Origin of the sequence: Vogesella facilis (genome assembly GCF_042648525.1) — a bacterium.
Classification (GTDB): domain Bacteria; phylum Pseudomonadota; class Gammaproteobacteria; order Burkholderiales; family Chromobacteriaceae; genus Vogesella; species Vogesella facilis.
Map to the genome: position 1 here is coordinate 100,553 of NZ_JBHRXN010000030.1, position 13,163 is coordinate 113,715.

Annotated in this window: 11 protein-coding genes; 3 read left to right on the plus strand and 8 right to left on the minus strand. The window is 67.6% G+C overall.

The features are described from left to right. Positions 1-14: 14 nt before the first annotated feature. The gene (locus ACFOLG_RS10270; protein WP_386091410.1) at positions 15-395 is read left to right on the plus strand and encodes a hypothetical protein; all 381 of its coding nucleotides are present in this window, start codon (positions 15-17) and stop codon (positions 393-395) included. Here the strand turns inward: ACFOLG_RS10270 and ACFOLG_RS10275 are convergent. From ACFOLG_RS10275 to ACFOLG_RS10295, 5 genes are all read right to left on the minus strand, one after another. Then, positions 392-775 (minus strand): diacylglycerol kinase, encoded by a 384-nt coding sequence (locus ACFOLG_RS10275; RefSeq protein ID WP_386091411.1) that lies wholly within the window; start codon positions 773-775, stop codon positions 392-394. The two genes, ACFOLG_RS10270 and ACFOLG_RS10275, sit on opposite strands and share 4 nt — an antisense overlap. After that, the gene (locus tag ACFOLG_RS10280; RefSeq protein ID WP_386091413.1) at positions 772-1,788 is read right to left on the minus strand and encodes an FAD:protein FMN transferase; all 1,017 of its coding nucleotides are present in this window, start codon (positions 1,786-1,788) and stop codon (positions 772-774) included. Before ACFOLG_RS10280 ends, ACFOLG_RS10275 begins: the two co-directional genes overlap by 4 nt. A 173-nt stretch (positions 1,789-1,961) precedes the next feature. Continuing rightward, complete coding sequence (gene gshB / locus ACFOLG_RS10285; RefSeq protein ID WP_386091415.1) at positions 1,962-2,918, minus strand: glutathione synthase; 957 nt, start codon at positions 2,916-2,918, stop codon at positions 1,962-1,964. 78 nt (positions 2,919-2,996) lie between these two features. Next, positions 2,997-4,277: a glutamate--cysteine ligase gene (gene gshA, locus ACFOLG_RS10290; RefSeq protein ID WP_386091417.1), complete on the minus strand. Its 1,281-nt coding sequence runs from the start codon at positions 4,275-4,277 to the stop codon at positions 2,997-2,999. A 276-nt stretch (positions 4,278-4,553) separates the two neighbouring features. Beyond that, on the minus strand, positions 4,554-5,498 hold the full coding sequence (locus ACFOLG_RS10295; RefSeq protein WP_386091419.1) for a carbohydrate kinase family protein: 945 nt from the start codon (positions 5,496-5,498) through the stop codon (positions 4,554-4,556). Positions 5,499-5,621: 123 nt separating this feature from the next. On the opposite strand from ACFOLG_RS10295, the gene ACFOLG_RS10300 reads away from it, so the two are divergent. Next, positions 5,622-6,101, plus strand: coding sequence for a TlpA disulfide reductase family protein (locus ACFOLG_RS10300; protein ID WP_386091421.1), 480 nt, complete (start codon positions 5,622-5,624; stop codon positions 6,099-6,101). 21 nt (positions 6,102-6,122) lie between these two features. Here the strand turns inward: ACFOLG_RS10300 and ACFOLG_RS10305 are convergent, their stop codons facing one another. Then, positions 6,123-8,912: a putative bifunctional diguanylate cyclase/phosphodiesterase gene (locus ACFOLG_RS10305; protein WP_386091423.1), complete on the minus strand. Its 2,790-nt coding sequence runs from the start codon at positions 8,910-8,912 to the stop codon at positions 6,123-6,125. Positions 8,913-9,308: 396 nt separating this feature from the next. Beyond that, positions 9,309-11,330, minus strand: coding sequence for an oxidoreductase (locus ACFOLG_RS10310; RefSeq protein WP_386091425.1), 2,022 nt, complete (start codon positions 11,328-11,330; stop codon positions 9,309-9,311). 209 nt (positions 11,331-11,539) lie between these two features. Between ACFOLG_RS10310 and ACFOLG_RS10315 the strand changes: the two genes are divergently transcribed. After that, positions 11,540-12,097, plus strand: a complete 558-nt coding sequence (locus ACFOLG_RS10315) for a carbonic anhydrase (RefSeq protein WP_386091427.1) — start codon at positions 11,540-11,542, stop codon at positions 12,095-12,097. Between the two features lie 64 nt (positions 12,098-12,161). Here the strand turns inward: ACFOLG_RS10315 and ACFOLG_RS10320 are convergent, their stop codons facing one another. Next, positions 12,162-13,076: an alpha/beta hydrolase gene (locus ACFOLG_RS10320; RefSeq protein WP_386091429.1), complete on the minus strand. Its 915-nt coding sequence runs from the start codon at positions 13,074-13,076 to the stop codon at positions 12,162-12,164. Between the last annotated feature and the right edge of the window lie 87 nt (positions 13,077-13,163).

The following is a 13,163-nucleotide window of genomic DNA, read 5'->3' on the forward strand; positions in this document are numbered from 1 at the left end:
CGGGACGCGACGCCATGCCTAACAGTCAATTCTTCTTTACCGGAGCCAGCGTTCTCAGCCTGATCTTTGCGCTGGATGGCGCCTGGCCGATGCTGGCGTTCTCGCTGCTGGTGATGTTTACCGGCATCTGGCGCGCCGACCGCGAGCAGATCAACGAGCTGGCCCCCAGCACGCTGGCGATGTTCATCAGCCGCCAGGAGCTGCCGTTGCTGCCGCTGGAGCGCTTTCGCGGCCAGGAGCTGCTGCGCTACGAGGCCGGCTACCCGGTGTACCGCGTGCTGCGTGCCGGCGACGGCGAGTGGGAGCTGGCCGGACACGACGGCGAAATCAGCAGCGAGCGCGACATGATCCGGGTGGTACCCGGCCTGCTGTACCGCCGCCGCAGCAACCACTAGCCGAACAACACCAGCCCCCACATCGCCGCCAGGTTGAGCAGGCCCAGCAGCTGCGCGGCGCTGCCCATGTCCTTGGCGCGCTTGGCCAGCGGGTGGCGCGCCAGCGAGGTGTGGTCCACTGCCGCCTCGATGGCGGAATTCAGCAACTCGATCACCAGCGTGGCCAGCGAGGCCGCCACCAGGATGGCCTTGCCCACGCCGCTGGTCGGCGCCGCGAAGATCGCCAGCGGGATCAGCAGCACTGCCAGCAGGCTGAGCTGGCGGAAAGCGTCTTCGTGCCGCAAGGCGGCGCGCAGGCCGTCCAGCGAGTAGCCGAAGGCGTTGATCAGCCGGGTCAGCCCGGTCTTGCCCTTGAACGGGCTTTCCTGCGAGGGGGTCATGGCGCTCCTGTCACATGTAAGCTATCGGGTGGCTGCTGCCACTGCAGCCGCTGGCGCAGCGCCGGCGTCACCCACACCGCGCCCTGCGCATCCACCAGCAGCCAGCCGGCCAGCGCGAAGCGCCGCGCCAGCTTGGCCGCCTGCTCTGCGCCGGCAAAATACAGCGGCTTGCTGGCCACATCGGATAACAGGCCGGCATCGCGGCCAGGCATCGCCAGCACCGACACGGATTGTACGCGACAGTCGGCATTGCCATCGCGCGGATCGATCAGGTGGCAGTAGCGGCGGCCACCCAGTTCGAAATAGCGCTGGTAGTCGCCGGAGGTGCCCAGCGCCTCGCCGTCGTGTAGCGCCAGGCTGAGCATGGCCGCGGCGTGGCGCGGGTGGCGGATGCCCACCCGCCACGGCGTACCGTCCGGCTTGCGGCCCAGCGCCATGATGTTGCCGCCGATATTCAACAGTGCCGAGCTGATGCCAGCCTTAAGCAGGCTGCGCCGGGCGCGATCCAGCGCCCAGCCCTTGGCCATGCCGCCGAAGTCCAGCTGCAGCGCCGGCTTGCGGCCAAGCGGCTGCCCGTGCTGCCAGCGGATATCCGCCAGCCGCGGCCGCGCCGCCACCAGTGCGGCCAGGGTGCCAGGGACCGGCAGGCGTGCGGCGTAGCTGTCGGCATGAAAGCCCCAGGCCGCCACCAGCGCGCCGATACCCGGCGAAAACAGTCCGTCCGACAGCGCCTCCAGCCGCTGCCCCTGCCGCAGCAGCTCGGCCAGTTCCGGCGATGGTGTAAACGGCTGGCCGCTGGCCAGCGCGCGGTTGGCCGCCGCCACCTCGCTGTCCGGCGCCCAGGCGTGCAGCTGGCGGTGTAGGCGGTCGAGATCGGCCAGTACGCTGCCGGCGGCGCGTGCGGCCAACGTTGGCTCGTCCGCATACAGGGTCAGCTCCACGCGGGTGCCGAACACATAGCTTTCCTGGCGGTAGGGTTCCGCGGCACGGCCGCAGCCGGCCAGCAGCGGCACGCCAACCACCGCCGCCCAGCCCAGCCACCGCGCCGCAGCAACGGGCCACCGCGGCCAACGGCTGGCCGTGGCGGTTGTGTCGCTGTCATGACAAAGCCCTTTCGCATCACGAAAGGGCTTTGTCGACCATCGCCGGGCGGCAGCCGCCGCCCGGTGCCAGCAGGGCAACAACATCACGCCGGCTTGTGCTCCACCGCGCGCTCCAGCGCGTCGACGAACAGGGCGGCGACGTTGATGCCGGTCTGATCCATGATCTCGCGGAAGCAGGTGGGGCTGGTGACGTTGACCTCGGTGAGGTAGTTGCCGATCACGTCCAGCCCGGCCAGCAGGATGCCGCGGCGCTTCAGCTCCGGCGCCAGCGCCTGCGCGATCTCGCGGTCGCGCTCGGACAATGGCCGCGCTTCGCCGCGGCCGCCGGCGGCCAGGTTGCCGCGCGTCTCGCCGCCCTGCGGAATGCGCGCCAGGCAGTATTCCACCGGCTCGCCGTCGATCAGCAGCACGCGCTTGTCGCCGTTGCGGATCTCTGGGATGTAGCGCTGCGCCATCACCGTGCGCGTGCCGTAGTGGCTGACGGTTTCGATGATGACGTTGAGGTTGGGGTCGTCCGGGTTGACGCGGAAAATGCCGCTGCCGCCCATGCCATCCAGCGGCTTGAGGATGGCGTCCTGGTGCTGGCGCACGAAGCGCTTGAGGCGGTCCGGGCGCGAGGTGACCATGGTCGGCGCGATCTGCTCCGGGAAGTTGAGGATCGCCAGCTTCTCGTTGAAGTCGCGCAGCGCCTGGCCGCGGTTGAACACCCGCGCGCCCTGCGCCTCGGCCAGCGTCAGCAGCTGGGTGGCGTACAGGTACTCCAGGTCGAACGGCGGGTCCTTGCGCATCACGATGGCGGAGAAGTTCTGCAGCGCCTGCGCCTGCAGATTGCCCTTGCGGAACCAGTCCTTGCCCTTGCTGCCGGTCAGGTGCACCGGCACCGCCTCGGCCAGGATGCGCTCGCCCTCCACGTACAGGTCGCTGGCCTCGCAGAACCAGATGCCGTGGCTGCGCTTGGCCGCCTCCTCCATCATGGCGTAGGTGGTGTCCTTGTGCAGTTTGAAGTGTTCCAGCGGGTCGGCAATGAACAGGATGTGCATGACGTGTTGTCCTCAGGGTTGGCCGCAGGCTTGGCTCACAATCGGCGGCGCGCGCAGGCGCGCCGATCGTGAACGCGCTCAGGCGTCGGGGTCGGTGGCTTCCAGTTCCAGCGATGCTGCCAGCAACGCCAGGCGCGAGATGACACCATAGGCATAGAAACGGTTCGGCGGCGCGTCCGGGCTGGCCTGGCGGTCCGGCAGGCAGGGTTTCTCGAACGACAGCGGCACGAAGTGCATGCCCGGCGCGTTGAGGTTCTCGTCCACGCCGCGGCCGGTGTGCACGCGGTAGAAGCCGCCGATCACGTAGCGGTCCATCATGTAGATCACCGGCTCGGCCACCGCCTCGTTGATCGATTCGAAGGTGTACACGCCCTCCTGCACGATCACCTCGGACACTTCCAGCCCTTCCTTCACCACCGACATCTTGTTGCGCGCCTTGCGGTTGAGGCCGATCACCTCGTCCGGCGATTTCACGCTCATCACGCCCATGCCATAGGTGCCGGCGTCGGCCTTCACGATCACGTAGGGCTCGTGGTCGATGCCGTACTCGCGGTACTTGGCGCGGGTGCGCGCCAGCACGCTTTCCACCTTGGCGGCCAACTCGTCCTCACCCTGGCGGGAATGGAAATCCAGGCCGGTGGCGGTGCTGTAGTACGGGTTGATCAGCCACGGGTCGATGGAAATCAGCGCGGCAAAATCGGCCGCCACCTTGTCGTAGGCGGCGAAGTGGTTGCTCTTGCGCCGCACCGCCCAGCCACCGTGCAGCGGCGGCATCAGGTTCTGCTCCAGGTTCTGCAGGATGGCCGGGATGCCGGCGGACAGGTCGTTGTTCAGCAGCACGATGCAGGGGCTGAAGCCGTCGGCCAGCACCACGCGGTTGCCGCGGCGCTCCAGCGGCTCCAGGGTGATCACCGCGCCGTTGGCGGCGGTAAGCTGGGTCGGGGCGGTGATTTCCGGGTTCAGCGAGCCCAGCCGCACTTTCAGCCCGGCCTGCTCGAAGATGTGCACCAGCGCCGCCACGTTCTGCAGATAGAAGCTGTTGCGGGTGTGGTTTTCCGGGATCAGCAGAATATTGCGCGCTTCCGGGCACACGCGATCGACCGCACTCTGCGCCGCCTGCACCGCCAGCGGCAGGAACTCCGGGTTCAGGTTGTTGTGGCCGCCCGGAAACAGGTTCATGTCCACCGGCGCCAGCTTGAAGCCGCTGTTGCGCAGATCCACCGAGCCGTAGAACGGCACGGCATGGTTGTGCCACTGGCTGCGGAACCAGTGTTCGATATGCGGCTGCGCGGCCAGGATGCGGCTTTCCAGTTCGCGTAGCGGGCCGGTCAGCGCGGTGGTGAGATGCGGTACGGTCATGTTGCCCTTTCTGCCGAGGGAATGCGGAATCTATCCATGGTGGGGCCGTGCACGGCCAGATTCAAGCCTGCCAACAGCATGGAAATAGAAAAGCGTGTTCAGTAACAGGTTAGCAAACCATGCCGGCGGCCACCGCACTCGCCGTCAGGCGACCGGCAGCCCCACCGCGCCGACCTGAGCGCGGCGCGCGCCCGTAATGCAAACACCCGGCCGTGGCCGGGTGTGGACATCTGCGCACGGCGCGCTGGCGGCAGCCAGGCCGCCCAAGCCGGCGGCTTACAGCGGCCAGGCCTCGCCGTAGGCCTGCTGGTACAGGCTGCGCAGCTTGTCCCAGTCGAAATGGTGGTTCTGGCAGCCGTGGGTGGACACCTTGATGGCGCCGATGACGTTGGCAAGCCGGCCGGTGACCTTCCAGTCCAGCCCGTACTTGATGCCGTACAGCAGGCCGGCGCGGAAGGCGTCGCCGCAGCCCATCGGATCCACCGGCTTGATCGGCATCTGCACGCGCGGGATCAGGTGGATGCTGTCGCCGACGTAGATCTCGGCGCCCTTGGAGCCGCGCGTCACCACCAGCGCCTTCACCAGCTGGCGCAGGTCGTCTATCGACAGCCCGGCGCGTTCGCGCATCAGCTCGCTCTCGTAGTCGTTGATCGCCACGTAGTCGGCCAGCGCCACGATCTCGTGCAGTTCGTCGCGCGACAGCAGCGGCAGCTCCTGGCCCGGATCGAAGATGAACGGGATGCCGGCGGCGTGCAGCTCGCGCGAGTGCTGCAGGAAGGCCTGGTGGCCGCCCGGCGACAGGATCGCCAGCTCGATAGCATCCGGGATATCGGCAATGTGGTTGTCGGTGGCAAAATCCATCGCCCCCGGGTGGAAGGCCATCAGCTGATTGCCGTCCTTGTCGGAGATGCCGAAGCACTGCGAGGTGTACTGGCCACGGATGGTGCGGATGAAGCGGTCGTCCACGCTGTTGCGCTTCAGGTGCTGGCGGTAGGGTTCGAAATCCTCGCCCACCACGCCCATCACCATGGGCTTTTCGCCCAGCAGGCTCAGACTGTAGGCAATATTGCCGGCCATGCCACCAAATTCGCGGCGCATCGACGGCGCCAGGAAGGTGGTGGAAATCTTGTGCAGCTGATCCGGCAGGATCTGGCTGTCAAAACGGCCTTTAAAAGAAAACAGGGTATCGTAGGCAAGCGCCCCGCAAACCAGAATCGACATGACTCGCGCACAAACTAAAAGGCAATCGACAAGTCTATCATGAAGCACGGATGACAGTCAGCCGCGAACGGCGGCTAACTGCTAGATAACTAACGGCTTTATCGGCATTACTTCGGAATAATCATGACCCTCTCTTTTCGCCGCGCCGCCTGCCTGCTGGCGCTGCTGCTGCCGCTGCCGGCCACCGCCGGCAGCACCCTGGCCAGCATCCCGTTGAACACGCCGGACGGCAAGCCGGCGCAGTTCGCCCGCCTGCAAGGCAAGATCACCGTGGTGAATTTCTGGGCCACCTGGTGCGCGCCGTGCCGCATCGAAATGCCGCTGCTGTCGGCTGAGGCGAAAAGGTTGGCCGCACGCGGCGTGCGCTTCGTCGGTATTGCGCTGGACCAGCCGGCACAGGTGCAGGGCTATCTGAAACAGACGCCGGTCAGCTACCCGATCGTGCTGGCCGACGGCGACGGCATCGAGCTGATGCGCACGCTCGGCAACCAGGCCGGCGGCCTGCCGTTTACCGTGATCCTCAACGAGCAGGGCCAGCCGGTGAAACGCATCCTCGGTCTGCTGGACGAGAAGTCGCTGCAGCTGGCGCTGCCGCTGCGCTAGCCGGCGCCGCGCCGGAGAGCGCTACAGGTCGAAATGCTCGTTGTGGCGGCTGGGCACGCTGTGGCCGGGCAGCAGGCTGCGCACGCTGCCGGTCAGCGCGTCGCGCAGCCGCAGCAGCTCCGGCACGTTGGCCGCCACCTCGGCGGCATCGCCCTGCTGCAGCGCCTGCCACAGGGTGAAGCTGTGGCTGCCGATGGCCTGCAGCTGCTCGCCCAGCGCGCGATAGTGTGGATGATGGCCATAGCCGCGCTGGCCTTCTTCCAGATACCAGCAGGCAAAGTCGGCGTAGCTGGCGGCATCCCAGTCGCCCGGGCCGCCGGCGCCGGCGGCCAACTCCAGCAGGCGCCCCAGCGTAGCGCGGTAGGCCAGCTCCAGGCGGAACAGCGCGATGTCCGGCTGCGACCAGCGCTGGCGCCCGGCGTACTCCCATGCCGGATTGCCCTGCCACTTGCGCACCCAGTCAAAGAAGCTGTCCGCCGGCATCGGCCGCGCGATGCCGTAGCCCTGCGCCACCTCGCAGCCCAGATACAGCAGCAGCTTGCCGTGCTCCTCGGTTTCCACCCCCTCGGCCACCAGGTGGCGGTTGAAGGCGCCGGACAGGCCGATGATGCCCTGCACGATGGCCAGGTCGTCGGTGTCCTCGTGCATATTGCGGATGAAGGACTGGTCGATCTTCAGCTTGTCCGCCGGCAGCCGCTTCAGGTACAGCAGCGAGGAGTAGCCGGTGCCGAAGTCGTCCAGCGCGAAACGCACGCCCAGCGCCTGGCATTCGCGCATCAGGCTGATCACCCGCTCCAGGTCGGATAACGCGGTACTTTCCAGCACCTCGATCTCCAGCATGTCGCGCGGTACCTCCGGGTAGTCCTGCAGGATCAGCGCCATGCGGCTGGCAAAGTCCGGCTGCTGCAGATGGAAGGCGGAGATATTGACGCTGACGCTCTGCAACAGGCCGCGCGCGCGCCAGTGCTGCATCTGCGCCAGCGCGGTGTGCAGCACCCATTCGCCCAGCGGGATATCCAGCTCGCTGTCCTCGATGTCGGCCAGGAACGCGCCCGGCGCCAGCACGCCGTGCTGCGGGTGGTGCCAGCGCAGCAAGGCTTCCGCCCCCACCACCTGCCCGCTGCGCATGTTCACCTTGGGCTGGTAGTACAGCTGCAACTCGTTGTGCGCCAGCGCCAGCTGCAGCCGGTCCTGGCTTTCCTTGCGGTTGCGGCGGCGGCGGTCGTGCTCGGCATCGAAGATGCGGTAGCCGTTGCGCCCCTGCTCCTTGGCCTGGTACATCGCCTGATCGGCGTGGCGCAGCAGGGTGTCCGGGTCGTCCTCGTCCTGCGGATACAGCGCCACGCCGATGCTGGCCGAGATGTGCACTTGGATGCCGGACAGGTCGTACGGCTGCGCCACGATGTCCAGCAGCCGCTGCAGGCTGCGGTGGCAGGCGGCCACGTCCGGCAGCTCGGTCAGCACCAGCGTGAACTCGTCGCCGCCCAGCCGCGCCACGGTATCGCTGCCGCGCAGCGCGTCGCGCAGCCGGCCGGCGACCTGGATCAGCAGCTGGTCGCCATGCTCGTGGCCAAAGCGGTCGTTGACGCGCTTGAAGCCATCCAGATCCATGAAGCAGATCGCCTGGTACAGGCCGCTGACCCGCGCCTGGGCAAACGCTTGCTGCATGCGCTCGGCCAGCAACACGCGGTTGGGCAACTGGGTCAGCGGGTCGTGGTGTGCCATGCGGTCCAGCCGCTGCTCCTGCTCCTTCAGCGTACTGATGTCGGTAAAGATGGCGATGTAGTTGCGCAGGCTGCCGTCGGCATCCAGCACGCTGGAGATCGACAACAGCACCGGGTACTGGCTGCCGTTGCTGCGCCGCGTCCACACCTCGCCCTGCCAGTAGCCGTCGTCGCGCAGCGCCAGGCGGATCTGCTCGTAAAACTGCGGCTCGTGGCGGGGGGAATAAAACTGCTGCAGCTTGGCCGCCAGCAGCTCGTCTCGCGCGTAGCCGCTGATCTCGCACAGCGCGCGGTTGGCATCCACGATCACCCCGCGCTGGTCGGTGATGGCGATGCCCTCGCGCGAATGCTTGAACACGCCGGCCAGCAGCCGCAGCCGCTCCTCCGCCCCGCGCAGTTCACTGATATCGTTCCAGGCGCCGATGATACCGGCCACCTGGCCGTCATCGTCGTAAAACACGTTCTTGGAGAAAATCACCTGCCGGCGCTGGCCGTGGCGGTCGCGCAGCTCGCCCGGGTAGTCCTGCCGCGGCTCGCCGCGCAGCAGTGCGGCATCGTGCTGCTGGTGCAGCGCCGCCAGCTGCCGCCCCCACAGCTCCTCGGCGTTGCGGCCGCGGATGGCGCGCGGCGACAGCCCGGTGGCGCGGCCAAACGCCTCGTTGCAGCCCAGATAGCTGCCGTGCACATCCTTGTAGAACACCGGCAGCGGCATGGCCTGCAACAGCATGTCGGCAAAATGCCGCCCCTGATCCAGCCCCAGCCGCGCCGCCTGCAACTGCACTGCCAGCGCGTTGCAACCCGCCGCCAGCTGCGCCAGCGCGTCGTACCCCTGCACCGGCAACCGTTCGGCCAGGCCGCCGTCGGCCAGTGCCTGCGCCCGGCGCGCCAGTGCCCGCAGCCGCCAGTGCTGGCAGCGATACAGGCAGCCCAGCCACAGCGTGGCACCCAGCAGCAGCGGCGACAGCCACACCAGCTGCGCCTGCGGCCAACCTTGCCAGTGCAGCCACAGCAGCGCCAGCAGCTGGCCCCACAACAGCCACGGCGCCAGCTGCCAGGACAACAGGTAGGAACGGAGGGCGGGACTCATGCGCGCGCCCCCCGCTGCCGGTGCGGCGCGCGGCGGTCACCGCCCTTGGCGGCCAATGCCGGCCACGCCGGCAGACGCACGCCGGTCGCCGCCTGTCGCCGGCGGCACGGCGGCCGCTGCTGGTCCTGCCGAGCCGAAATCCTCATCGCATCAAATTTGCCAGTAGGTGCGCCGCACCGGATGGCGCGCACGCGTTGCGCCATCGCTATGGCGGGGTCGCCCGACCCCACGGGCGAAGGCTCCACTGTAGCGTTTCGATAAATCCGCTTTATGATAAAACGCAAACAAAGCAAGGGATTGCCGGCGGCCAGCCCCGGGCTGTGGCAACGCGGCGACAGCGGCGCAACATGAAAAAACGGCCGGGAATCCCGGCCGTTGTCATCTGCAAGTTGATCGTCAGATCGCTGCGGCCAACCTGCTGCCCTGGTCGATGGCGCGCTTGGCGTCCAGCTCGGCCGCCACGTCGGCGCCGCCGATCAGGTGCACCGGCTTGCCGGCGGCCAGCAGCGGCTGCTGCAGCTCGCGCAATGGATCCTGGCCGGCGCACAGGATGATGTGGTCCACTTCCAGCAGCTGCGGCTCACCCTTGACGGTGATGTGCAGGCCGGCATCGTCGATGCGGTCGTAACTGACGCCCGGCAGCATCTTCACGTGCTTCAGCTGCAGGCTGGTGCGGTGGATCCAGCCGGTGGTCTTGCCCAGGCCTTCGCCCACCTTGCTGCTCTTGCGCTGCAGCAGGTAGACCTGGCGCGGGCTGGGCTGCGGCTGCGGGCCGCTGGCGGCCAGGCCGCCGGCGGTGGCGATGTCCATGTCCACGCCCCACTCGCGCATGAAGGCCGCCACGTCCAGCGACGGCGACTTGCCCTCGTGGGTGAGGAATTCGGCGGTGTCGAAGCCGATGCCGCCGGCGCCGATGATCGCGACTCTGCGGCCAACCTGCTTGCCGTGTTTCAGCACGTCCAGGTAGCTGAGCACCTTGGGGTGGTCGATGCCCGGGATGTCCGGCGTGCGCGGCGCGATGCCGGTGGCCAGCACCACTTCGTCGAACGCCGCCAAGTCGGCCACCGCCACCCGGTGGTTCAGCCGCAGCGTCACCCCGGTCTGCTCGATGCGGCGCGCGAAATAGCGCAGCGTCTCGTGGAATTCCTCCTTGCCGGGAATGCGCTTGGCCACGTTGAACTGGCCGCCCACTTCGGCGCCGGCGTCGAACAGGGTGACATCGTGACCGCGCTCGGCGGCGATGGTGGCGAACGCCATGCCGGCCGGGCCGGCGCCGACCACCGCCAGCTTCTTGCGCGTGGCGGCCGGGGTGTAGTTGAGTTCGGTCTCGCGGCAGGCGCGCGGGTTCACCAGGCAGCTGGTGAGCTTGCCCTGGAAGATATGGTCGAGACAGGCCTGGTTGCAGCCGATACAGGTGTTGATCTCGTCGCTGCGGCCGGCGGCGGCCTTGTTGACGAAATCCGGGTCGGCCAGGAACGGGCGCGCCATCGACACCATGTCGGCGCAACCGTCGGCCAGGATCTGCTCGCCCACTTCCGGGGTGTTGATGCGGTTGGTGGTGATCAGCGGAATGCCCACTTTGCCCATCAGCTTTTTGGTCACCCAGGCGAAGCCGCCGCGCGGCACGCTGGTGGCGATGGTGGGTACCCGCGCCTCGTGCCAGCCGATGCCGGTGTTGATGATGCTGGCGCCGGCCTGCTCCACTTCCTTCGCCAGTGCCACCACTTCGTCGAAATTGCTGCCGTCCTGCACCAGATCCAGCATCGACAGGCGGTAGATGATGATGAACTCGCGGCCCACCGCGGCACGCACCGCGCGCAGCACTTCCAGCGCGAAGCGGATGCGGTTGTCGAAGCTGCCACCCCAGCGGTCGCTGCGCTTGTTGGTGTGGCGGGCGATGAACTGGTTGATCAGGTAGCCTTCCGAGCCCATCACTTCCACCCCGTCGTAGCCGGCCTGTTGCGCCAGTTTCGCGCAGCGGGCGAAATCGGCGATGGTGCGCTGGATGTCGTCTTCCGACATCTCGCGCGGGCGGTAGAAGTTGATCGGCGCGCAGATCGGCGACGCCGACACCAGGCTTTCCTGGAAGCTGTAGCGGCCGGTATGCAGAATCTGCATGGCGATCTTGCCGCCGGCGGCATGCACCGCGTCGGTGACGATGCGGTGTTGCGGCACCTCGTGCTCGTCGGCCAACATCGAAGCGCCTTCGGCCACGCGGCCTTCCTCGTTGGGGCCCACGCCGCCGGTGACGATCAGCCCCACCCCGCCACGCGCGCGCTCGGCGTAGAAGGCGGCCATCTTCTCGAAGCCGCCCGGCGCCTCTTCCAGACCGGTGTGCATCGAGCCCATCAGCACGCGGTTTTTCAGGGTGGTGAAGCCCAGGTCCAGTGGCGCCAGCAGGTGCGGGTAAGCCGTCATGATTTTTTCCTCGTGTCGCTTGTGTCGTGTAGCCGCCGCACACGCGCCGTGCGCTGCAAGCCCTTGATTATCGGTATGGCCGTGGCCTTCCGGCGACGATACTTACTGGTTAGTAAGTTGTCAAACGATCGTTTTAAAACGCGCAATTCCATTGCCATTGCCGGCGCTGGCTTACAATTGCTACCACACCATCATCCGGGAGAAGCGCCATGTGCCAGCCGAGCTGTCATGCCGATCACACCACGCCGCAGCTCTTGAGCCGGCGCCAGTTCCTGCGCCTGGCTTCGCTGGGCGGCGGCGCCGTACTGCTGGGCAGTCTGCTGCCGCGCAGCGCACAAGCCGCCGGCGGCACCGAGGCGCTGCTGCTGTCGTGCATGGATTACCGGCTGGTGGACGACACCGAGCGTTTCATGGCCGGCATGGGGCTGCGCAACAAGTACGACCACATCGTGCTGGCCGGCGCCGCGCTGGGGGCGGTCACCGACAAGTTCCCGGCCTGGAACGCCACCTTCTGGGAGCACCTGCAGGTGGCCATCGACCTGCACCACATCCAGCAAGTGATCATCCTCGACCACCGCGACTGCGGCGCCTACAAGGTGGTGCTGGGCGAGGATTTCGGCAAGACGCCGGACGCGGAAACGCGGGTGCATGCCGAAACGCTGATGCGGCTGCGGCAGCAGATCGCCGCCAAATACCCGCAGCTGCAGCTGAGCAGCTATCTGATGGCATTGGACGGCAGCGTGCAGCAGATCGTGCCCAAGCCGTAGACCGCGCCGAATGCAAAAAGCGCCTGACCACGCGAGTGGCAGGCGCTTTTGTTTGTGCGGACGCTCAGCGCGCGGTGACACGGTTGAGCCAGGCCAGCAGGTCGGCCTCGAACTCGCCGCGGTTGGTTTCGTGGTGCATTTCGTGGCGGCCGCCCGGGTACACCGTCACCGTCACGTCGCGCAGACCGGCGCGGCGGTAGCGTGCGGCCAACTGTCCCAACCCGAACTTGCCCAGGCTCACCGGGTCGCGGCTGCCGGCCTGCAGCCACACCGGGCAGTCCTTCGGCAGCGCCTTGCCGTCGGCCTCGCCGGCCTCCATGGCGATGATGCCGCCGAACAGGTCCTGCCACAGCTGCGGGGTGGGAAACTGCCCGCACAGCGGGTCGGCGAGATAGGCATCCACCGCCGCCGCATCGCGGCTCAGCCAGTCCAGCTTGGTACGCGTCGGCATGAAACCGAGGTTGAAGCTGCCGAACACCAGCGCGGTCATGAACGGGCTGGGGCGGGCGGCGCCGTTCAGCGCGCCCACCAGCCGCGCCACCTGGCGCATCAGGCGGGCCAGCCAGCGCTGGCGGTAGCCGGTGGCGGACAGCACCAGCCCGTCCAGCCGCTGGCCGTACTGCAGCAGGAAGCTGCGCGCCACGAAGCTGCCCATGCTGTGGCCGTACAGCACCAGCGGGCAAGCATGTTGGCCGCGGGCGTAATCCACCACGCAGCGCAGGTCGTCCACCACCTGGCCCCAGCCGCCGCGGGCGGCAAACCAGCCGGGCAGCGGCGCATGGCGGCCATGGCCGCGGTGGTCGTGCGCGTACACCGCGTAGCCGGCTGCGGCCAACTTGTCGGCCAGCGGCGCATAGCGCGCCGCGTACTCGCTCATGCCATGGCTGATCACCACCACGCCACGCGGGCTGCCGGGCGGCAGCCAGCACTGGCCATGGATGCTGCTGTCGTCACTGGCTTGCAGGGTAAAGGTTTGCATCGGGGGATGGCGTCCTGTTGGCAAGATGGCGGTCAATCAGCAACGTTGGCCGCATGATGACAACAGTTTGGCAGAATTTGGCCGCGG